Source organism: Ruegeria sp. PrR005 (assembly GCF_010500245.1).
Classification (GTDB): Bacteria; Pseudomonadota; Alphaproteobacteria; order Rhodobacterales; family Rhodobacteraceae; genus Ruegeria_B; species Ruegeria_B marisflavi.
In genome coordinates this window covers 51,913-71,328 of record NZ_JAAGOX010000003.1, presented here as the reverse complement: position 1 = coordinate 71,328, position 19,416 = coordinate 51,913, and the positions used below count along the sequence as shown (strand labels likewise).

22 protein-coding genes are annotated in these 19,416 nt (G+C 63.1%); 9 read left to right on the top strand and 13 right to left on the bottom strand.

The genetic code is table 11. The features are described from left to right. The 4 genes from G0P99_RS02355 to G0P99_RS02340 all read right to left on the bottom strand — a co-directional run bounded on the left by G0P99_RS02355 (window position 1) and on the right by G0P99_RS02340 (window position 4,534). Window positions 1-1,002 carry an ABC transporter permease gene (locus G0P99_RS02355; RefSeq protein ID WP_164127311.1) on the bottom strand — a complete coding sequence of 334 codons (1,002 nt, stop codon included), beginning with the start codon at window positions 1,000-1,002 and terminating at the stop codon, window positions 1-3. Further along, window positions 999-2,528 carry a sugar ABC transporter ATP-binding protein gene (locus tag G0P99_RS02350; RefSeq protein ID WP_164127309.1) on the bottom strand — a complete coding sequence of 510 codons (1,530 nt, stop codon included), beginning with the start codon at window positions 2,526-2,528 and terminating at the stop codon, window positions 999-1,001. Before G0P99_RS02350 ends, G0P99_RS02355 begins: the two co-directional genes overlap by 4 nt. Before the next feature lie 77 nt (window positions 2,529-2,605). Next, entirely contained in the window at window positions 2,606-3,640 is a 1,035-nt protein-coding gene (locus G0P99_RS02345) for a sugar ABC transporter substrate-binding protein (protein ID WP_164127307.1), read from the bottom strand. Window positions 3,641-3,664: 24 nt separating this feature from the next. Continuing rightward, window positions 3,665-4,534: an SMP-30/gluconolactonase/LRE family protein gene (locus G0P99_RS02340; RefSeq protein ID WP_164127305.1), complete on the bottom strand. Its 870-nt coding sequence runs from the start codon at window positions 4,532-4,534 to the stop codon at window positions 3,665-3,667. A gap of 105 nt (window positions 4,535-4,639) precedes the next feature. On the opposite strand from G0P99_RS02340, the gene G0P99_RS02335 reads away from it, so the two are divergent. The 6 genes from G0P99_RS02335 (at window position 4,640) to G0P99_RS02310 (ending at window position 10,799) form a co-directional block, all read left to right on the top strand. Then, complete coding sequence (locus tag G0P99_RS02335) at window positions 4,640-5,311, top strand: GntR family transcriptional regulator (protein WP_164127303.1); 672 nt, start codon at window positions 4,640-4,642, stop codon at window positions 5,309-5,311. A 140-nt stretch (window positions 5,312-5,451) separates the two neighbouring features. Continuing rightward, entirely contained in the window at window positions 5,452-7,014 is a 1,563-nt protein-coding gene (locus G0P99_RS02330; protein ID WP_164127300.1) for a sugar ABC transporter ATP-binding protein, read from the top strand. 2 nt (window positions 7,015-7,016) lie between these two features. Continuing rightward, window positions 7,017-8,003: an ABC transporter permease gene (locus G0P99_RS02325; RefSeq protein ID WP_164127299.1), complete on the top strand. Its 987-nt coding sequence runs from the start codon at window positions 7,017-7,019 to the stop codon at window positions 8,001-8,003. 48 nt (window positions 8,004-8,051) lie between these two features. Further along, a complete protein-coding gene (locus G0P99_RS02320; protein WP_164127298.1) occupies window positions 8,052-9,050 on the top strand; it encodes a substrate-binding domain-containing protein in 999 nt (332 codons plus the stop codon). A 43-nt stretch (window positions 9,051-9,093) separates the two neighbouring features. Continuing rightward, complete coding sequence (locus G0P99_RS02315; protein WP_164127297.1) at window positions 9,094-10,005, top strand: hypothetical protein; 912 nt, start codon at window positions 9,094-9,096, stop codon at window positions 10,003-10,005. Beyond that, a complete protein-coding gene (locus tag G0P99_RS02310) occupies window positions 9,990-10,799 on the top strand; it encodes an NAD(P)-dependent oxidoreductase (RefSeq protein WP_164127296.1) in 810 nt (269 codons plus the stop codon). The genes G0P99_RS02315 and G0P99_RS02310 overlap by 16 nt, the downstream gene beginning before the upstream one ends. Before the next feature lie 140 nt (window positions 10,800-10,939). Here the strand turns inward: G0P99_RS02310 and G0P99_RS02305 are convergent, their stop codons facing one another. From G0P99_RS02305 to G0P99_RS02265, 9 genes are all read right to left on the bottom strand, one after another. Then, window positions 10,940-11,413 carry a YHS domain-containing (seleno)protein gene (locus G0P99_RS02305; protein WP_164127506.1) on the bottom strand — a complete coding sequence of 158 codons (474 nt, stop codon included), beginning with the start codon at window positions 11,411-11,413 and terminating at the stop codon, window positions 10,940-10,942. 194 nt (window positions 11,414-11,607) lie between these two features. Next, window positions 11,608-11,865: a hypothetical protein gene (locus G0P99_RS02300; RefSeq protein ID WP_370462681.1), complete on the bottom strand. Its 258-nt coding sequence runs from the start codon at window positions 11,863-11,865 to the stop codon at window positions 11,608-11,610. Next, window positions 11,862-12,473: a glycerol-3-phosphate 1-O-acyltransferase PlsY gene (plsY, locus tag G0P99_RS02295; RefSeq protein ID WP_164127295.1), complete on the bottom strand. Its 612-nt coding sequence runs from the start codon at window positions 12,471-12,473 to the stop codon at window positions 11,862-11,864. The genes G0P99_RS02300 and plsY overlap by 4 nt, the downstream gene beginning before the upstream one ends. Continuing rightward, window positions 12,473-13,753 (bottom strand): dihydroorotase, encoded by a 1,281-nt coding sequence (pyrC, locus tag G0P99_RS02290; RefSeq protein ID WP_164127294.1) that lies wholly within the window; start codon window positions 13,751-13,753, stop codon window positions 12,473-12,475. Before pyrC ends, plsY begins: the two co-directional genes overlap by 1 nt. Continuing rightward, window positions 13,746-14,726 carry a DUF4268 domain-containing protein gene (locus G0P99_RS02285; protein ID WP_164127293.1) on the bottom strand — a complete coding sequence of 327 codons (981 nt, stop codon included), beginning with the start codon at window positions 14,724-14,726 and terminating at the stop codon, window positions 13,746-13,748. The genes pyrC and G0P99_RS02285 overlap by 8 nt, the downstream gene beginning before the upstream one ends. After that, the gene (locus tag G0P99_RS02280; protein ID WP_164127291.1) at window positions 14,723-15,109 is read right to left on the bottom strand and encodes a hypothetical protein; all 387 of its coding nucleotides are present in this window, start codon (window positions 15,107-15,109) and stop codon (window positions 14,723-14,725) included. Before G0P99_RS02280 ends, G0P99_RS02285 begins: the two co-directional genes overlap by 4 nt. Before the next feature lie 118 nt (window positions 15,110-15,227). After that, complete coding sequence (locus G0P99_RS02275; protein WP_164127289.1) at window positions 15,228-15,752, bottom strand: hypothetical protein; 525 nt, start codon at window positions 15,750-15,752, stop codon at window positions 15,228-15,230. Next, entirely contained in the window at window positions 15,749-16,684 is a 936-nt protein-coding gene (locus G0P99_RS02270) for an aspartate carbamoyltransferase catalytic subunit (protein WP_164127287.1), read from the bottom strand. Before G0P99_RS02270 ends, G0P99_RS02275 begins: the two co-directional genes overlap by 4 nt. A gap of 71 nt (window positions 16,685-16,755) precedes the next feature. Next, complete coding sequence (locus G0P99_RS02265) at window positions 16,756-17,382, bottom strand: scavenger receptor class F, member 2 (RefSeq protein ID WP_164127285.1); 627 nt, start codon at window positions 17,380-17,382, stop codon at window positions 16,756-16,758. 39 nt (window positions 17,383-17,421) lie between these two features. On the opposite strand from G0P99_RS02265, the gene G0P99_RS02260 reads away from it, so the two are divergent. Genes G0P99_RS02260 through G0P99_RS02250 form a run of 3 tightly spaced genes read left to right on the top strand, consistent with a single transcriptional unit; the run spans window position 17,422 to window position 19,414 of the window. Then, the gene (locus G0P99_RS02260) at window positions 17,422-18,198 is read left to right on the top strand and encodes a uracil-DNA glycosylase family protein (RefSeq protein ID WP_164127282.1); all 777 of its coding nucleotides are present in this window, start codon (window positions 17,422-17,424) and stop codon (window positions 18,196-18,198) included. After that, the gene (locus G0P99_RS02255) at window positions 18,198-18,797 is read left to right on the top strand and encodes a metallophosphoesterase (RefSeq protein WP_164127280.1); all 600 of its coding nucleotides are present in this window, start codon (window positions 18,198-18,200) and stop codon (window positions 18,795-18,797) included. Before G0P99_RS02260 ends, G0P99_RS02255 begins: the two co-directional genes overlap by 1 nt. Beyond that, window positions 18,794-19,414: a LysE family translocator gene (locus tag G0P99_RS02250; protein WP_164127278.1), complete on the top strand. Its 621-nt coding sequence runs from the start codon at window positions 18,794-18,796 to the stop codon at window positions 19,412-19,414. Before G0P99_RS02255 ends, G0P99_RS02250 begins: the two co-directional genes overlap by 4 nt. Window positions 19,415-19,416: the final 2 nt, after the last annotated feature.

The following is a 19,416-nucleotide window of genomic DNA, read 5'->3' as shown; positions in this document are numbered from 1 at the left end:
TCAGGCTTCCTTTCGTCTGGGCGCGGCCTCGGCGCCTTTGCCGCGGCCCAGGATACGTGCCATCAGGGTCGAAATCTCTGCCCGCCACATGTCGATGCCCACGGCCAGCAGGATGATCAGCCCAAGAACGATGTTCTGGACCGAGGACGGCGCGGCGTTCAGGTTCAGACCGTTCTGGACGATGACGATCGTCATCGCCCCCATGAAGGTCGCCAGGATGTTTCCGCGTCCGCCCGCAAGGCTTGCCCCCCCGACCACGGCGGCGGCAATGGCCTGAAGCTCCAGCGTCTGCCCATAATTCGGCGAGCCCGAGTTCAGCCGCGCCGACATCAGGATCGCGCCGACGGCCGTCATGAATCCGGCAACGACAAAAGTGATCGTCTGCACCTTCTTGACATTGATCCCCGTCAGGACCGCCGCCGCCGGGTTGCCGCCGACCGCATAGATCTCGCGCCCGAGCTTGGTGAAATTCATGGTGAAGGCGGCCAGCCCATAGAAGAACAACAGATAAAAGGCTGGCATCGGGATGCCCGCGATCTTGCCGTAAAAGATCGGTTCCAGCGCGGGATCGAGCGAAAAGATCGGAGACCCGTTGTTGAAGGTCAGCGCCAGACCCCGCAGCGCGATCAGCGCCGCAAGCGTGGTGATGAACGAGGGGATCCGCCCGTAGGCCGTTATCAACCCCAGGACCAGACCAAAGACACCCCCCACGACCAGGATCAAGGGGATCGCCAGCACCAGGGGGATGCCCATGAATTTCAGCATCTGGGCCAGGATCATGGTGAGCAGGGCCACCATGGATCCGGCAGACAGGTCTATCCCGGCGGCAAAGATCACAACCGTCGCCCCGATGGCGATCAATGCCACGATGCTGACTTGCAGAAACAGGTTCGACAGGTTGCCGGGGTTCAGGAAACGGTCGGTCGTCAACGCGACGATAACCGCGACGATGACCATGGCCGCGAAGGGCCCGATCAATTGGGTGTCGAAAACGCGTTTCATGCGAATGCCTCCTCCTTGGGTGTCTCTGCGGGGTCGGCCGAGGCGCGCACGAGGTCATCGTGGCCCAGCTCTGAGGCGGGAACGATGCGTCGCACAGCGCCGTGTTGGACCACCGCAATACGGTCGCTCATGGCCAGGAGCTCGTCATGGTCGGAACTGATCAGGATGATCGACTTGCCCGCGCGGGTGAGCTGGTTGATGAGTTTGTAGACCGCGATCTTGGCGCCGATATCGATGCCTTGCGTCGGCTCATCGAGTATGAGGATCTGCGCGTTCGAGAACAGCCAGCGGGCGATCACGATCTTCTGCTGGTTGCCGCCCGAGAGAAAGTTGACCGTTTTCTCCTCGGCCTGGGTCGAGATCTCCAGATCGCGGATCAGATCATGTGTGGCCCGCTCCTCGGCCCTCAGGTTCAGGACGCCGAACCGTGACAATCCGCCAAGAGACGCGGCGGTAATGTTGCCACTGGCGCGGAAGTTGAAGAACAGACCGTCGTACTTGCGGTTTTCCGGCACCAGGGCGATACCGGCCTCGATCGCGTCGATTTCGCGCCGGAATCTGACCGGCGCGCCATTCAGAACCAATTCCCCCGCGGTCAGTTCGTCGGTTCCAAAGATCGCGCGGGCGATTTCGGTACGCCCTGAGCCAAGCACACCGCCAAGCCCCAGAACTTCGCCCTTGCGCAGGCTGAAGGAGGTCTCGGCAACGCCCGCGCGCGTCGCAATGCCACGCGCCTCAAAAACGACCTCGTCGGATGCGTTCTGCTCCTTGGGATAATGCTCGCCGATGTCCTCGCCCACCATGGCGCTGACAATCTGCGCGACGTTGATTTCGGTCTCGCCGCTGGCGCGAACGACGCGGCCGTTCCTCAGGATCGTGACCTCGTCGACGATCCGTTCGACCTCGTCGAGCCGGTGAGAGACGTAGAGGATCGCGGTACCGCGCTTGCGCATCGCGCGCAGTAACTGGTGGAGCCGTTCGATTTCGTCCTCACCCAACGCTGCGGTGGGCTCGTCGAGAATGATCATCTTCGCGTTGATCGCAACGGCCTTTGCAATCTCGACCAGTTGCTGCTCGCCCACGGACAGGCTGCCGGCAATGGCCTCTGTCGGGATATCGACATTCATCTCGGCCAGAACCGCCGCCGCGTCGGCGTGGATCTTCCGCCAGTTGACGATGCCAAAGCGGGAACGGGGCATGTTGCCCAGGTAGATGTTCTCGCCCACCGAGAGCGTGGGCACGATGGAAAACTCCTGAAAGACGGTAGCGATGCCGAAATCCCGGGCGGCCTGCGGGTCGGCTATCACGACCGGGCGACCGTTGTGCAGGATCGTTCCGCTGTCTGGCTGTTGCACCCCCGACAGCGTCTTGATCATCGTCGACTTGCCGCAACCGTTCTCGCCCAACAGCCCGTGGATCGACCCGGGCATCAGCCTGATGCAGACCTTGTCGTTGGCAAGGACTCCGGGATAGGCCTTCGAGATATCGACAAATTCCCAGAGCGGTGTGTCCGCTTGCGTCGTCATGTCGTCACCTGCTGCATGTCGGGTTGAAAGGAGGGCCCCGGCGGCGCAACACCGCGCAACCAGGGCCCGGGGAGAGCTCAGTACGTCTTCGAGGGCAGCGGAAAGAGCTTTTCGGGCTCTTGCAGAACGGCAATGGCACCATCCTTGTCCTCGATGGAGGTAGGCGTCTCGATCCAGCCACCCGGATAGCTGCCTTGCAGGGCGTCGATCGTGGCATGCATCGCCGCCTTGCCCATCAGGAAGGGCGACGTGTTGACGGTTGCGGTCACGTTCCCGGCGGCAATTTCTTCCAGCCCCGAGGTGTCGCCGTCATTGCCGAGCAGAACGATGTCCGAGCGGCCGAGCGCCTTGGCGGCAAAGGAGGCGCCGATGATCATGTAGTCATTGGCGGCAAAGATCAGGTCGAGATCGGGATGCGACTGAAGAATATCCATCCCTGCGGTGTTGCCGCCCTCGACATTCCACTTGCCGTCAATCGACACGACCACGTCGAAATTCGCGTTGCCTTCGATCCCGTCCAGGAACCCGCCGACGCGCTCGGTCGAGTGATAACCGGGCTGGCCCTCGATGATGCCCACCTTCAGCGGCTTGTCACCATAGGTCTCGATGGCCCAGTCGGCGATCTTGTGCGTGCCGTTGCGCTGGGAATAGCCGACAACCCCGTGGATGGGTGTCGGAAAGTTCGGGATGTCGGAGTTGATCATCACGACCGCCATGCCCTTGTCCACTGCCTGCTTCAAAAGAGGGGCGGCGGCAAATTCGTCATGGGTGCCAAAGATGATGGCATCGACGTCCTGGGTCAGAACGTCCTGGATCATCCCCATCTGACCGTTGATATCGGCGCCCGACTGGGGGGCGAGCATGAAGACCTCGACACCTTCTTCCGCGGCCACGGATTTGATGCCCTCGCCAATGGCGATGTAATAGTTGAACTCGGTCGCCGGCGGCATATAGGCGATGCGAAAGGTCTCGTTCACCGGCGTGATCGCTGCGATCGGCGCCTGGGCGCCCTCTGCCAGGGGCACCGGGACGGGGTAGTCTTCGGCGATCGCTGCACTCGCCAATGCCGCAAAGCCCACGGCAAGGGTGGTTCTGACTACGGAAATCTGCATTTTTCTCCTCCTGAGATCTGTTGGCTATCCGTTGAATGGCGCATCGATCACGCCGCCAATGCCGGGTTTGACGGCAAAGAGGCCGCCGGAATCCGGTTCTTTTCCAAGCACATCGTCACTGCTCATCAGCCGGGATGTGGTTATGTAGAGGGTGTCCAGATCGGGCCCGCCAAAAGCGCAGCAGGTGGGCTTCCAGACCGGGACATCGATCACTGCGTCAATCGTTCCATCCGGCGCGACGCGCACCACGCGCCGGCCTTCCCACTCGGCGTTCCAGACCCCGCCTTCTGCATCGACACAGGACCCGTCAGGCAACCCCGGTTCGGTCGAAAAGTCGGCATGCACGCGGCGGTTTGAAACGGCACCGGTGGACTGATCATAGTCCATGGCCACGATCTCGCGGTCGGGCGTATCGGCGAAATACATCGTCGCGCCATCGGGCGAAAAACAGGTGGAGTTTGCACAGGAGACGCCCGCAAACAGGGTCCTGACCGACAGGTCCGTGTCAATCGAGATGACCGAGGAATCGGCCGCGCCCGAAACCTCGTTCATGCCGCCCAGAACGAAACGTCCCGCCCGGTCCGTGCGCCCGTCGTTCAGGCGGGTGTCCGGGTTGTCCGGTTCAAATCTGTGAATCAGGTCCTCTGCGCCGGTCGCCGGATCCAGAAAAACGACACGGTCGGCAAAGGCCACGATCAAACCGCCTATGCGCCGCGGCGCAAAGCAGCAAACACGATCTTTTGCCGGGATCTTTTTGCTTTCCCCACTCTCGGGATCAAAAGACCAGAGCGCGCGCCCTTCGATGTCGGTCCACCAGATCAGGCCATCGGCCGGGTTCCAGAAAACCCCTTCGCCGTGCTGATTCCGGCAGTCAACAACGCGCTCTGCAAGCATTATTTCTGTCCTCCCGACGCAAAGCTGATATCTGATATTCCAGCTTGCTTACGCTGGTGTATCAGATATCGTGATTGATGCAAGAAGAAATGTGGAGGCATCGTCATGGCCATTGAGAGACCCAAGTCGCTGCGCGAGCTGGCGTTGGAGCACCTGCGCAACAGTATCGTCGATGGCTCGCTGAAGATGGGCCAGGTGCTGTCCGAGCGCGGAATCTCCGAAGAGCTTGGGGTTTCCAAATCCCCGGTCAGAGAGGCTCTGGCCCAGCTCAGGGATGAAGGTCTGGTCAGTATCGAGCCTCAAAAGGGGGCTCGCGTGTTCACATTGTCCGAATCCGAGGTTGCCCAGATCTGCGATTTCCGTCAGGCGATCGAAACCGCCGCCTTTGAACTCGCGCTCAAGCGCAGCCCGGAGGGGCTGTCCAAGGACATGGCTCGGGTTGTTCATGACATGCGCACCGCGCGCGAGGCAGGAAACGAACGCCGTTACCTGGAACTGGATACCGAGTTCCACCATCTGATCTTCGCCCATGCGGGCAACGATTACCTGACCTCCAGCTATACCCGATACGTTGGAAAGATCGCGGCGTTGCGCACGCATCTGGCAAAGCTTCCGCAGCACACCGAGTTGTCCTTCGAAGAGCATGTCGGCCTGGCCAAGGCGGTGCGCGAGGGTGACATGGATGTCATCCGCGATCTGTTGGCACAACATATCGACCGGACCCGCCAGGCATATAGCAGCGCCATGATTGTCCTCGAAGGGACCGCCACCGCCTGAACTCGATGCAGCGTGGTGCCTTTTGACGGCCCCCGGGACATCCTCTCACCGACATGTCGGACCACCGACAGATCTCTCCGCAGTTTTCCAAATTGACATCTGATATCTCAGATGTCATATAGCACCTGGGAGGATCGAGGATGACTGCATCTGCCGAAATCGGTGCGCTGCCCGGCAAACCGCTTCTAGCGCTGAATTCTGTCCGCAAGAGCTTTGGTTCGAACGTGGTCCTTGACGGCATCGACTTCGAACTACGGCCCGGAGAGATTCACGCGCTTTGCGGCGAGAACGGCGCCGGTAAATCGACATGCCTGGGCCTGCTCTATGGCCTTCACCACCCCAATTCAGGCAGGATCGAGCGCGACGGCCAGGTCACCCGCATCGAGAGCCCGTCGCACGCGCAGACGCTCGGCATCGGCTGTGTGTTCCAGGAACTGAGCCTCGCCGGCGCTCTTTCGGTCGCGGAAAACATCTACGCCGGACGCGCGCCCTCGCGGGCTGGCATTGTTCAGTGGGGCAAACTCCGGCAGCAGGCCCGCGCCCTTCTTGCGGAGTTTGACCTGGACGTGGACGTGTCGCGCCCGGTCGACACTCTGCCGATCAGCTCGCGGCAGGTCGTCGAGATCGCAAAGGCGCTGTCGCTGAACTCCCGCGTCCTTCTGCTGGACGAACCCACATCGGCCCTTGCCCCGGACGAGGTCGACGCGCTGTTCAAGGTGCTTCGCAAGCTGACCGCACGCGGCATCGGCATAGTCTATGTCAGCCATCACATGTCAGAGATCTTTCGCATCGCCGACCGGGTGACCGTCCTGCGCGACGGCCGCAAGATCAGCACCCTTCCCACCAGCGAGACATCGCAAGAGCGCGTGGTCGCCGAAATGATCGGCGGCGCACATCCGGGCGAGGTCGCGAGGGCGGAAATCGCTCGGGGAGAGGATGTGCTGCATGTCGAGGGCCTGACCCACGCAGACGATTTCGAGGATGTGACCTTCTCGGTAAAGGCCGGCGAAATCGTGGGACTTGCCGGCCTGATGGGCGCGCGTCGCAGCGAAATCGTTCGATCCATTGTCGGATTGCGGCACGGAGCGGTTGGCACCGTGCGCCTTCATGGCCGGGCGGTGCGCTTTCACTCCCTGCGCAATGCCATGCGCGCGGGCGTCGGATTCGTTCCCGAAGAGCGCAAGACCGAAGGGCTTTTCCTCGACCAGTCGCTCAGTGACAATCTTGTCTCGGCAAGTCTGGCCGACCATGCCGCGTTCGGGATCATGCAGGCTCGCTCAATCAGGGATGCCAGCCGCGCCGCGATCGTGGCCTTCAGCATAAAGGCCTCCGATATCCGGGAACGCATCGGCGCGCTGTCGGGTGGAAACCAGCAAAAGGTCATGCTGGCCAAGTGGCTCAAGCGGGCCCCGGATCTGCTCATCGTCGAGGAACCGACAAAGGGCGTCGATGTGGGCGCCAAGTTCCAGATCCACACCGAGCTTCTCCGCCGCGCGTCCGAAGGCATGGCGATCATCGTCGTCTCCTCCGATTTCCCTGAACTCGTCTCCCTTTGCACCCGGATCCTAGTCATCCACGAAGGCCGGATCATGGGCGACGTCGCCGCGCATGACGCGACCGAAGACACCCTCCTGCAAATGGCCGCAGGCCTCCCTCAAGACGCCACGCAATCACCCCCAGCCAGATTGGGAGCCTCAGCCTGACCATGTCCACTCAGACCGAACACTTTTCCCGCCCGACTTCGCTTCGCCGTGTCCTTCAGGCGTTTGTCGACATCCGCGAACTGACCCTGATCGTGCTGATCGCCCTGATCGTGATCGTCATGGCGAACATCAACCCCTATTTCTTCAGCTTCTCGAACTTCCGCGCCGTCGCCGTGGGCATGGCGCCGACCGCCGTGATCGTCATCGGCATGGCGATCCTGCTGGCCTCGGGCGGCTTCGACCTTTCCGTTGGTTCCGTCATGGCGCTCAGCTCGACGGTTGTGGCCATGCTTCTGCTCGCCGGTCTGTCGATCCCGCTTGCCGTCCTATGCGGCCTGCTGCTGGGCGCCGTGGCGGGCGTCGCCAACGGCCTTCTGGTGACCGGGCTCGGGATCAACCCGCTGATCGCCACGCTGGGAACCATGTCCATCGCCCGCGGGATCGCGCTGGTCCTGACCGAGGGCTTTTCCGTCTCCAGCCTGCCGCAGGGCTTTGCCTGGATCGGCAAGGCCGAACTTGGCGGCTTTCCCGTCATCGTCCTGTTCACGCTGGCGCTCGTCGTCGTCTTCGATCTGGCGGTACGGCACACGCGGTTCTTCCGTCAGGTCTATTTCATCGGCGCCAACGAAAAGGCCGCCCTGCTGTCGGGCATCCACGTGACCCGGGTCCGCATCATCGCCTATGCGCTCACCGGCGTACTGGCCGCCCTGGCGGGCGTTCTTCTCGCCTCGCGCCTGATGAGTGGCACGCCGACCGCCGGTAACGGGATCGAGCTTCAGGTGCTCGCCGCCGCCGTCATCGGTGGCGCCTCCCTGCGCGGCGGCGAGGGCACGATCCTCGGCGCCTTTCTGGGCGTCGTCTTCGTCGCGCTCATCAACAACGCCATGACCATGCTCGCGGTCTCCATCTACTGGCAGATGATCGTGATCGGCACCGTTCTGGTGGCCGCCGTTGCGCTCGACATGCTGATCCGACGGCACCGGGGCTGAGACCCGGCAAACAGTACTCAAAATCAACCATCCAACAGGGAGAACTCGATGACTGAACTCAACGTGAAACGGCGCAGTCTGCTGACCGCCGGAACAATGGCCGGTCTGGCCGGCGCCTTCGGCCTGCCGCTCTTGTCCAAGGAGGCGATGGCACAGGCAGCAGGCAAGGAATACGTTTTCCTCTCCATCGTGACCCAGGTGCCTTTCTGGGTGGACTATCGCAATGCCATGAAGGACCTCGAAGAGCTGATGGGCATCAAGGCCACCTTCACCGGCCCGCTCGATTTCGACACCGCCGCTCAGGCCCGCCAGCTTGACGAACTGATCGCCCGCCGCCCCGCCGGCATCCTGATCTTCCCCGGAGATCCCGCAACCCTGGCCCCCGGGGTCGAGCGCGCCGTGGCCGCGGGCATCCCCGTGACCTGCTGCATCGGCGATATCCCGAACAGCCCGCGCTCGACCTTCCTCGGCATCAACGGCGTGCAGGCCGGTCGCGTCGGCGGTGAAATGCTGGCCGAGGCCATCGGCGGCAAGGGCAAGGTCATTCTCGGAACCTTCCCGGCTCCCTCCACGCTGGAGCGGGTCGAAGGCTACAAACAGGTATTCGCCGAGAAATATCCCGATATCGAGGTCGTCGACGTGGTCAACGACAAGGCCGATCCGTCTTATGCGCCCACCGCCTATCTTCAGGCGATCCAGGCCCATCCTGATATCGTGGGCATCGGCGGCACCGATGGCGACAGCGGCAAGGGCGCGGCCATCGCGGTCACCGAAGCGGGCCGCGTCGGCGATATCAAGATCGTCGCCATGGACCGCAACGACGACATGCTGCCCTATATCGAAGACGGGACAATCCACGGGGCCGTGGCGCAGAAATCCTATCTGGAAATCTTCCTGGCCTTCCACATGATGCACTGGCAGAACACCGACGCGCTCAAGGTCCTGCCCGACTGGCGCGCGGCTGGCATCAATCCGTTGCCCGAGCGGGTCGAGACCGGCGTGATGCCGATCACGGCCGCAAACGTCGCCCAGTTCAAACATATCTAAGCCTTGACCGGCACGGTTGCTGAACCGTGCCGGTCCTGTTCCGATGACCGAACGTCCCGATCCCTGGCGCGAACTCAGCATAAAGCGCGACGCGCTGACGCTCACCCTGCTTCCCGGCATTGGTGGTCGCCTGTGGGACGTTGCCCTTGGCGGCCGGTCGCTGCTGTTCCAGAACCCCGACCTCCTGGGTCAGCCATTCCGCGCCGACAGTCTTGCCAGCTTGCCCACACGCTCACCCCAGTTCGGCTTTCCCCTCTGGGGCGGAGAAAAGACCTGGGTCGCCCCGGACCGCGACTGGCCCGCAGGCGCCCCCTATCCCGCGCTCGATGCGGGCGCCTACCACATTGCAACACACTCGCCCGAGGCCGTGTCCCTGGTCAGCCCCGTCTGCCCCATCTCGCAGCTACAGATCACGCGAACGGTCACGCTGCGCTCCGGCTCCGCGTTTTCCATCGCGCACAGCTTGCGGAACTGCGGCAGTGCCCCGCGTCGGTGCGGCATCTGGTCGGTCATGATGCTGGATCATCCGGCGCGGATCGCGGTTCCCGGCCTCCACCCGGCCATCCGCCCGGTCTTCGACCGGCACGATGGCCGGGCAACAAGCTCTGCGGATGGCCTCACCTGCACCTGCCAGGACCCACATCAATTCAAGATCGCCACCGCAAACCCGACCGGGCGGACCCTGATCCGCAATCTGCTCCACGACATATCCATCCTCTGCACCACCGGGCCGTCCGCGCCCGGCGACAGCTATGCCCACGGCTTGCCCTTCGAAATCTTCAACTCCGGCGACTACGCCTATTGCGAAGCCGAATGGCACGCGCCCGCGCGCAACCTCGCCCCACAGGCCGAGCTGCGGTTCACCCAGAACTTCCGGATCTGGCGGGGTGCGCCTCCAGGTGACCTCGCCCTGACCCGGCCGGAAAAGGAGCTCTTGACATGCATGTCCTCATAACCGGGGCCGGCGGGCATCTTGGCCGCAAGCTCTTCGACCTGCTCGATGCGGACACGGACTTCGACGTGACCGGTCTCGACATTCGCGACGCCGGGCATCCGCGCATCTTCGTCGCCGACCTCGCCGATGGCGACGCCTGGGTGCGGCACCTCGCCGATGTGGATGTGATCGTCCACCTGGCCGGAGACCGGGAGCCGGCGGCCTCCTGGGGCTCCGCGATCCGCAACAACATGGACGCAACGCTCGACCTCTACCACCACGCCGCAGCCCAGGGGGTAAAGCGCGTGGTGTTGGCCAGTTCGAACTGGCTGCATGGTGACAAGCGGTTCACACGGGACCGGCTGACCAGCAGCCTGGCGCCGGGTCCGGTGAATGCCTACGGGATGTCCAAGCTGTTCTGCGAACGCACCGGCGCCTATTTCGCCCGGTACCACGGCCTCTCCGTGATCTGCCTGCGGATCGGGTGGACCCAATGGACCCATGGCAACCGGCCCGGCCCGCATATGGCCATGGGCCGGTGGGGCCAGGAGATGTGGCTCAGCGACCGTGACTTCCTCAGCGGAATGCGCGCCGCGATCACGGCCGAGAATGTCGGCTTTGCCGCGCTGAACCTGATGTCCGACAATCCGGGGATGCGCTGGGACCTGTCCGAAACGAGACAGGTCATCGGATACACCCCCAAAGACGGGAGTCTCGCGCGCCTCACGCCGGGCATCGTGGTGACATCCTGGATCAAGAAAACACTGACGATCTGGCTTCCCAACCTGATCGAAAGACGATTTCCCGGCTGGTAGCCGGTCGGTGCGTTACGGGTCCCGCCACGCGCCGTCAACACCGGCCGGACCCCCATCGCCTCTAGACCGACATTCCCCACCAACAAACGAAAACCGGCGGCAGATCGCTCTGCCGCCGGTTTCCTTGGGTGTGGCCGTACTTAGTTCTGCAACTCCGCCGGGGATTTGGCAGCGATGTCAGTCCAGTTGGCGTCGGCCTTCACGATGAAACCGGGGATGTCCTCTTCCCACTTGGCCTGGATCTCGTCGGACAGGTTCAGGTACAGTTGGCCGTCGACGATCTTCCAGTTGTCCGGGTCGCCGTCGAACTTGAAGCCCATCGCGGCGCCAAAGGCGCAATAGCCGCCATAGGCCGGCAGATAGGCTTCCGGGTTCGCTTCGAACGCTTCCTTGTTCTCCGCGCTGGCAAAGCGATAGGTGGCGTCATGATAGACCGAGGTGATCTTCCAGTCGCCTTCGGTGGCTTCGCCCACGGTGAAATAGGCCACCGGGTCATAGCCCTGCATGGCCAGACCGGTCGAGCTTGCGTTCAGTTCCACACCGGCGGCCAGAGCCGAGCTTGCCAGTGCGACGGACAGGGCGACGCCGCCCAGGAAGGATTTGAAGGTGTTCATTGTCATGCCTTTCGATTTTGGCTGACCCGTCGGCGCAATTTCCGGCCGGGTCCATTGGATCCCGCACGGCCCAATCTCGCCGTGGTGAACCCCAGATGGGCAGCCCCCCGATCACGTTCAAAGCAACTCAAGTTGATCGTGCGCAGGTTTAGGTCGGGTGTGCGAAAATTCCGGGTTGACAGATCGGTAAATGATCAATCTTCCACCAGATCGGCAAGAAAGGTCACGACCTTTTCGACCGGCATCTCACAGGGAAACAGCCGCGCGCCGCCGCTCAGGTCATACAGGTTGAGGCTGATGTAATCGGTTCCGCCCAACTCGGTCGCCACCAACTTGACCGACCGCCCACCGGCAAACACGGATTTGGACACGGAATACCGCCGCCCGCCGGACCGGCCGGTATTCGTGCCAATGGGCCAGGCGCGCAAGCGCGCCAGCGCCCGCTCCCTCACGCCGATTTCTGGCCGATCTTCGGCTCGGTCCCGGCCTTCAGCCGTGCGATATTGGCCCGGTGTCGCCAGAACACCATCAGCGTCAGCACGACACCCAGCGCAAACCCGGTGCCATATCCAAGGAACACCAGCCAGAAGGTCGAGCTTGCCGCCGCCACCAGCGCCCCCATGGACGAGATCCGCGTCACCGCCGCGCCCGCAAGCCAGCTCAGGCAGCAGGCGATGCCGACCGGCCAGGCCAGCGCCAGCCACAGGCCGAGAAAGGTCGCAACCCCTTTGCCGCCCTTGAAGCCCAGCCAGATGGGATAGCAATGGCCGACAAACGATGCCAGCGCCGCCACCTGTGCCGCGTCCTCGCCCGCGAACAGCCGCGCCAGCAGCACCGCCACCGCCCCCTTGCCACCATCCAGGAGCAGGGTCAGCGCCGCCGCCCCCTTATTACCGGTGCGCAGCACATTGGTGGTGCCGATATTGCCCGAGCCGATCTTGCGCAGATCGCCCATCCCCATCGCGCGGGTCAGGATCAGGCCAAAGGGCACCGAGCCCAGCCCATAGCCGATCACGGCCCACAGGATCAGCAGCATCACGGGCGTATCGAAAACGGGCATCAGTCTCTCCGGTAAACGGCCTGTCCGGCCACATAGGTCGCCAGCACCCTACCTTGCATCCGCTGGCCGTCAAACGGGGTGTTCTGCGATTTCGACCGCAGCGTGAACCGGTCCAGAACAAAGGGCACGTCCGGGTCGAACAGCACCAGATCGGCAGGCGCCCCCGCACTCAGCCGCCCGGCCTCCAGCCCCAGCCGCCGCGCCGGGTTCAGCGCCATGGCCCGGAACAGGGTAGGCAGGTCAAGCTGCCCGGCATGATAAAGCCTCAGCGCCGCAGGCAAAAGCGTTTCCAGCGCCACCGCGCCGCTTGCGGCCTCCTCAAAAGGCAGCCGCTTGCTTTCCTCGTCCTGTGGCGTGTGCATGGAACTGATCGTGTCGATCAAGCCCGTGCGCACCGCCTCGATCACCGCCTGCCGGTCATCCTCGCTGCGCAAAGGCGGCTTGACCTTGAAGAAGGTGCGATAACCCGAAACATCCAGCTCGTTCAGCGTCAGATGGTGGATCGAGGTGCCGGCGGTGATGTCCAGCCCATTGCGCTTGGCGCGTTCCAGCGCGGGCAGCGCACGCGCGGTGGTGATCTGGTCGGCGTGATACTTCGCCCCGGTCATTTCCAGCAACGCGATATCGCGGTCCAGACCCATCCGCTCGGCCATGGGCGACACGGCGGGCAGGCCATAGAGCGCTGCGAACTTGCCGCTGGTGGCCGCCGCCCCCTCGCTCAGCCCCGGCTCCTGCGGATGCGCGATGACCAGCGCGCCCAACGACCGGGCATAGGTCAGGGCGCGGGAAAACACCTTGGTGTTGGCGACCACATGGTCGCAATCGGTAAACGCCACCGCGCCTGCATCCAGCAGGAACCCGATCTCTGTCATCTCACGGCCCTGCCGCCCCTTGGTCAACGCCGCCATCGGCAGCACGTTGACCGGCGTGTCGGCCTGCGCCCGGCGGGTGACGAATTCCAGCGCCTCGGGCGTGTCGATGGCCGGGTTGGTGTCGGGCCGGGTGACGATGGTGGTGACACCGCCCGCCGCCGCCGCCTGTCCCGCGGACTTATAGCTCTCTTTGTGGCGCTCGCCCGGTTCGCCCACCTTGACGCCGATATCGACGATACCGGGGGCCAGGCACTTGCCACCGCAATCGACCACCTCGACATGTTCGGGCACGCCGATCTCATGGCCCTGCGCCACGATCCGCCCGCCCTCGACCAGCAGCGCGCCGCGCTCGTCGGTGCCCGCCTCGGGGTCGATCAGCCGGGCATTGGTGAAAAGGATGTTATTCATTGTCACGAGTCCCGGGCAACAAGGGGCTTAACTCTGCTATGATGGGGCGAAATGTGTCGTGAAGACGAATAAGTGACTCGATCAACCACCGATGTTGGTCTGGCCAGTCGGATCTGTCATTTGGATCCGAGGTTCTAGAGATACAAATTCGACAGTCTTGCTTTCCATCTAGCCGCTGCCATTCCAGTTCGCTTCCAAAAGTATTTTCGATCCTTCTTCTTTTCTCAAAGAGCTTGTCGAAGTGAACTTTAGCCTCTTTTCCACCTAGATAGATTTCAGCACGTATCCAGCGAGCTTTGCTATTCATCACCATGCTGACTAGAAAGCCAGATTTTCCTATGGAGTGAGCAATCCAAGACTGTGCTGGAGCTTTCAGTGGCTTCAGGAATGCATGCCGCCCTGTCAACAGGGCCTCGGCAGCATCCCAGTAGTCCAATTGCATCCTTTTTGTGTCTGTTAGAGGTATATGTCTCATTTCCCTCTTCGCAGCGCTTGTGCTTCGGGACCAATCATTCGGAAGACTAACCGGATTGAATCTTGGAGCGGCGGGACTCTCTCCAATTTTTAACAACTCAACCTCGATGCCAAAGAAACGAATGTTTTGATTGGTAACTTCGTTCAGCCAATCCAATGCCGCGCGGTGTTCGTCTGCAATGTTTGAGGCAATCCAGACGATAGTCACGGCATCCAAGCCAGCAGCATAAGTAATGAGTTGCCCCAAGTGGGTATGGTCAGTCCTTTCCAACTGGTTTTCGATCAAAACCCATTCGTCGGTCAGAGTGTTCTTACACAATATGTCTGCGCGAAACGGGCCTACATTTTGCTCGACGGCCTCTAATTCAAGTTCAAAGCCAATTACCTCTCCAAGCTGCTGTAGGTTTTCTTCCTGAGCTAACCACGGAGTAAAGTCCCTAGCCTCTGTCTGCCAAATCTTTCGAAGATCGACCTTTGTGAGCTTACCGAGTTCGGTCATCTTATCGCCCTTTCGATGGCGGCCTTGGTGGCGGCCGGGTCCGCCTGGTATCTGATCAGGTGTTTGTCACCGCCCTTGGTGATCACCTGCACATAGCTGCCCATGGTCCGCACCATCTCGATCTGGTTAAGCGGCACCCGGTGGCCCGGGCCGCTGAGCGTACCGTCCGAGATTTCCCAGACCACCGCCAGCTCCTCCGACGCCAGGTACCAGCCGCGCAGCGCAATCGCGGCGAGGCCCGCCGGAGCACCGGTCCAGACATAGGGATTGACCATCGCCCAGAGCACCGCCATGGCGCCGCCCATGGCAATCGCCGCCATCCAGGTGTGGTTGCGGATATAGGCCCCTCGGTCGGCGGGAAATCGGAACGTCGCGCCGCTCATGTCCGTGCTCCCCGGACGGCGGTCACGCCGCCGAAGCCGTTAACAAACCGTGAAATTGCCGATGTACAAAACGGCACATTCGCCTTCCGGGGCCGGTACAAAACGGTCAATTCGCGGGTCAAAAGATCAGCCATGCCAGCCCCCCGATGATCAGCGACATGACAACGGCGAACAGGGTAAACCCGATATTGCGCGCCTTGCGCCGCGCCTCGCGCGGCGGCAGACGCGGCGCGGAATGGGGCAGGGCGCTTGCCGTCTCGATCGGTGTCCCGCTCCAGTCGGTGCCTTCTTCGCGATATTCTCCCACCGGCTCCAGCGCTTCGGGCAAGGTAATTTCGACCGGGTTCCCGCCGAACGCGCGGCTGCGCAGCAGCAGCATCCAGCCCTTGTGCGCGGCCAGTTCCGCGCGGTTGAGCTGATCCTCGGATATCCCGCAACCCTCTGTAAGATAACCATAAAGCCCAAGCTCTTCGAGGTCCGAGACCGGGAAGACCTCGACATGATCCATGTCGAGCGCGTCGAGTCCCAGGAGTTGCGCCACCGCCCCCGGCTCGCGCAGGAACCGCGCCTCCTCGGGCCGCATGTTCAGGGCGTAAAGGCGGATCAGGCCGCTCTCGTTGTGGGGGACACTCAGCCGGGTCATGCCGCCCCGCGCAGGTTGCGCGCCAAGAGCTCCATCGCCGCCATGCGCACCGCGACACCCATTTCCACCTGCTCCTGGATCACCGACCGGTTGATGTCATCCGCCAAGGTCCCATCAATCTCGACCCCCCGGTTCATCGGCCCCGGATGCATAATAATCGCATCCGCCTTGGCCAGTCCCAGCTTCTCGCGGTCCAGCCCGTAGCGGTGGTAATACTCGCGCTCGGACGGGATGAAGCCGCCATCCATCCGCTCTTTCTGAAGCCGCAGCATCATCACCACGTCGACGTCTTTCAGACCCTCGCGCATGTCGTCATAGACCTCGGCGCCAAACTCTGCGAACTGAGAGGGAACCAGCGTCGGTGGCCCGATCAGACGGATGCGGTTTTCCATTTTTCCAAGCAAAATCAAGTTTGAACGCGCCACGCGGCTATGCGCGATGTCACCGCAGATGGCGATGTTCAGCCGGTGCAGCCGCCCCTTGGCCCGGCGGATCGTCAGCGCATCCAAGAGCGCCTGGGTCGGGTGTTCGTGCCGCCCGTCGCCCGCGTTCAGCACCGCGCAATTCACCTTCTGCGCCAGCAGGTCCACGGCGCCCGAATGCGGGTGCCGTACCACCAGAAGATCGGGATGCATCGCATTCAATGTCATCGCGGTGTCGATCAGGGTCTCGCCCTTCTTGATCGAACTGGCCTGCATCGACATGTTCATCACATCCGCGCCCAGCCGCTTGCCCGCCAGTTCGAAACTGGCCTGGGTGCGGGTGGAGTTCTCAAAGAACATGTTGATCTGGGTCAGCCCCGACAGCACGTCGGAATGCTTGGCCGATTGCCGGTTCAGGTCGACATAGGTCTCGGCCAGATCCAGAATGGCGGTGATATCTGCGGGAGACAGCTGTTCGATGCCAAGCAGGTGTCGGTGGGCAAATGACATGGGCGGCTCCGGTCAGGCGATTGCGCCGCTTATAGAAAGCGCGCGGGCCGGGGGCAATACGGCCCGTCGCCTCAGTCGGAGGGGGTGCAGCCGCCCTCGGGCAGGCAGGTCTCGCCCGGCTTGCACCATGCACCGCGCCCGCAATCGACCGCCAGCTGCGGCACGCAGCCCCGTTCGGCCGAGCATTTGAAGCCCGGCCTGCATTGTGATCCGGTCTCTTCGCACAGGTACCAGCCGACGCGGCTGCACCCTCCCCCGGGCAGGCACTGGGTCCCCGCCGGACAGACCCGTCCGTCCTTGCAGGGCGGGTTTTGGGGAAGGGTCAGCTCTGGTTTCGGAAGCGGCACGCAGTCGCCGGAAACCGAACAGGTCATGCCGGGCCCGCAGGTCAGGCCGGTCTGGCATTTGCCCGCGCCCTTGGGCGCGCATCTGGTGCCGCCTGCCACGCAGTCCTCGAACGGCCCGCAGGACCGGCCGCCGCCGCAATAGGTGCCGCCCAAAGGCACGCAGTACCCGTCCCAGATACAGGTTTGCGACAGGCCGCAGCAGTTTGATGCACCGCATTGGGCGGTGCCCGCGGGACATTCCGCCGCCCGGGCGTCATGAAACGCGGCAACAAAAAAGACGATCAGGCTCAGGCAGAACAGTCGAAACATGCCGCCATGCTCGGCTGCGCGTTGCGCGCTGTCCAGCGGCAATCCGCTTTCCCTTGCCGCGCAGACGGTTAGATTGGGGGCATGGAATCGGCACTTGATCCTCATGCGGCGCTGGCCCTGCTGGAATGGCAGGTGGAACTGGGCGTAACCGAAGCGATCGGCGACGCGCCGGTGGATCGCTATGCCTTGGCCGATACCGCGCCGCGCCCGGATCGCACCGCTGCCGCGACGTCTGCCGCTCCGGCCGCGCCGCAAGTGGTGCCAAAGACGGATCCGGTGCAAGAGGCGCGTAAGGCTGCGGCCAGCGCGACGGCGCTGCCGTCGCTGCGCCAGGCACTGGCGGAGTTCGACCATTGCGAGCTTAAGAAGGGCGCGCGCAACCTTGTCTTTGCCGACGGGATGCCGGGATCGCGGGTGATGATCATTGGCGAGGCGCCGGGCCGCGACGAGGATCGCGAGGGGCGCCCCTTTGTCGGCCGCGCCGGTCAACTTCTGGACCGGATGCTGGCGGCCATTGGCCTCGACCGGCAGAAAAACGTCTATATCACCAATGTCCTGCCCTGGCGGCCGCCGCAGAACCGCGACCCGCTGCCGGTCGAGATCGGGATGATGAAACCGTTCCTGGAACGGCATGTGGCGCTGGCACAGCCGCAGGTTCTGGTGCTGATGGGCAATATCAGCTGTGACGCGGTGCTGGGAAAACGGGGTATCACGCGGCTCAGGGGCCAATGGACCCAGGCGATGAACCTGCCGGTCATGCCGATGTTCCACCCTGCCTATCTGCTGCGACAGCCGCAGATGAAGCGGCAGGCCTGGGCCGACCTTCTGGAACTCAAGGCAAAGCTGAAGGAGCAGTGATGCGCATAATGGCCTTTTCCGATCTCCACATGGCGCGCGCCCGGGCCGCCGATCTGGTCGCTGCAAGCCTGGAGGCCGATATCGTGATCGGCGCAGGCGATTACTGCAACGGGCGCCAGGGGTTGGATCAAGCGATGGCGATGCTGGCCGGGATCATGGTGCCGCTGGTGCTGGTGCCCGGAAACGCCGAAAGCGCCGCCGAGCTGGAGGCCGCCGCGCCCGAAGGCGTGCATGTGCTGCATGGCACCTCGGCCACGGTGGACGGGATACGGATGTTCGGGCTGGGCTATGGCGTGCCGCCCACGCCCTTTGGGGACTGGTCCTGTGACATGACCGAGGGCGAGGCATCCGAGATGTTGGCGCGCTGCACCGCTACCGATATCCTGATCACCCATTCGCCGCCAAAGGGGTTCGGCGATGTCACCTCGGATGGCAAGTCGGTCGGATCGACCGCGATCCGCGACGCCATCGAACGGGTGCAACCGCAGCTGGCGCTATGCGGTCATATCCATGACAGCTGGGGCGCGCGGGGCAGCATGGGGCGGACGCGGCTTGCAAACCTGGGTCCCACCGTCAACTGGTTCGAGTGGCCGCAATGATCGAGCCCATCACATTCTTGACGTTTTTGCCGGCCGCGCTGGCGCTGAACCTGACGCCGGGCGCCGATATGATGTTCTGCCTCGGCCAAGGGTTGCGATCTGGTCCGCGTGCCGCCTGGGCGGCCAGCGCCGGTATCTCGGCGGGCGGCATGGTGCATGTCGCGGTGGCAGGGCTGGGTCTGGGCGCTGCGGTGCAGGCGATGCCCTGGCTGTTCGACGCCATCCGCTGGGTCGGCGTGGTCTATCTGCTGTGGCTGGCTTGGGGGGCGCTGCGGCAAGGGGCCGTTGCCGCCAATGCGCCGCCGCGCGCTGCGCGCCATGCGTTTCGCGACGGGATGCTGGTGAATCTGACCAACCCCAAGGTGATCCTGTTCGTGCTGGCCTTTATTCCTCAATTCGTTTCGCCCGAGGCAGGCCCGATCCTGCCACAGTTTCTGGTCTTTGGTGCCATCATCGGGGTGGGCGGGTTTGTCATCAACGGGTTGGTGGGACTTTTTGCGGGCGGCCTCGGCCGACGCCTGACCACCGACTCGCGCCTGGGCCGCATCCTGGGCCGCGTGACGGCGGGCATCTTTGCAGCATTGGCGCTGCGGCTCGCCATTCTTGAAAGGACCTGATC

Coding starts and splice junctions, on each gene's coding strand:
- plsY (WP_164127295.1), bottom strand. CDS start 12,473: ATGCCCGTTTTCGATACGCCCGTGATGCTGCTGATCCTGTGGGCCGTG.
- G0P99_RS02330 (WP_164127300.1), top strand. CDS start 5,452: ATGACTGCATCTGCCGAAATCGGTGCGCTGCCCGGCAAACCGCTTCTA.
- pyrC (WP_164127294.1), bottom strand. CDS start 13,753: ATGAATAACATCCTTTTCACCAATGCCCGGCTGATCGACCCCGAGGCG.
- G0P99_RS02350 (WP_164127309.1), bottom strand. CDS start 2,528: ATGACGACGCAAGCGGACACACCGCTCTGGGAATTTGTCGATATCTCG.
- G0P99_RS02280 (WP_164127291.1), bottom strand. CDS start 15,109: ATGAGCGGCGCGACGTTCCGATTTCCCGCCGACCGAGGGGCCTATATC.
- G0P99_RS02305 (WP_164127506.1), bottom strand. CDS start 11,413: ATGAACACCTTCAAATCCTTCCTGGGCGGCGTCGCCCTGTCCGTCGCA.
- G0P99_RS02270 (WP_164127287.1), bottom strand. CDS start 16,684: ATGTCATTTGCCCACCGACACCTGCTTGGCATCGAACAGCTGTCTCCC.
- G0P99_RS02315 (WP_164127297.1), top strand. CDS start 9,094: ATGACCGAACGTCCCGATCCCTGGCGCGAACTCAGCATAAAGCGCGAC.
- G0P99_RS02255 (WP_164127280.1), top strand. CDS start 18,198: ATGCGCATAATGGCCTTTTCCGATCTCCACATGGCGCGCGCCCGGGCC.
- G0P99_RS02275 (WP_164127289.1), bottom strand. CDS start 15,752: ATGACCCGGCTGAGTGTCCCCCACAACGAGAGCGGCCTGATCCGCCTT.
- G0P99_RS02325 (WP_164127299.1), top strand. CDS start 7,017: ATGTCCACTCAGACCGAACACTTTTCCCGCCCGACTTCGCTTCGCCGT.
- G0P99_RS02355 (WP_164127311.1), bottom strand. CDS start 1,002: ATGAAACGCGTTTTCGACACCCAATTGATCGGGCCCTTCGCGGCCATG.
- G0P99_RS02340 (WP_164127305.1), bottom strand. CDS start 4,534: ATGCTTGCAGAGCGCGTTGTTGACTGCCGGAATCAGCACGGCGAAGGG.
- G0P99_RS02335 (WP_164127303.1), top strand. CDS start 4,640: ATGGCCATTGAGAGACCCAAGTCGCTGCGCGAGCTGGCGTTGGAGCAC.
- G0P99_RS02250 (WP_164127278.1), top strand. CDS start 18,794: ATGATCGAGCCCATCACATTCTTGACGTTTTTGCCGGCCGCGCTGGCG.
- G0P99_RS02285 (WP_164127293.1), bottom strand. CDS start 14,726: ATGACCGAACTCGGTAAGCTCACAAAGGTCGATCTTCGAAAGATTTGG.
- G0P99_RS02310 (WP_164127296.1), top strand. CDS start 9,990: ATGCATGTCCTCATAACCGGGGCCGGCGGGCATCTTGGCCGCAAGCTC.
- G0P99_RS02260 (WP_164127282.1), top strand. CDS start 17,422: ATGGAATCGGCACTTGATCCTCATGCGGCGCTGGCCCTGCTGGAATGG.
- G0P99_RS02320 (WP_164127298.1), top strand. CDS start 8,052: ATGACTGAACTCAACGTGAAACGGCGCAGTCTGCTGACCGCCGGAACA.
- G0P99_RS02345 (WP_164127307.1), bottom strand. CDS start 3,640: ATGCAGATTTCCGTAGTCAGAACCACCCTTGCCGTGGGCTTTGCGGCA.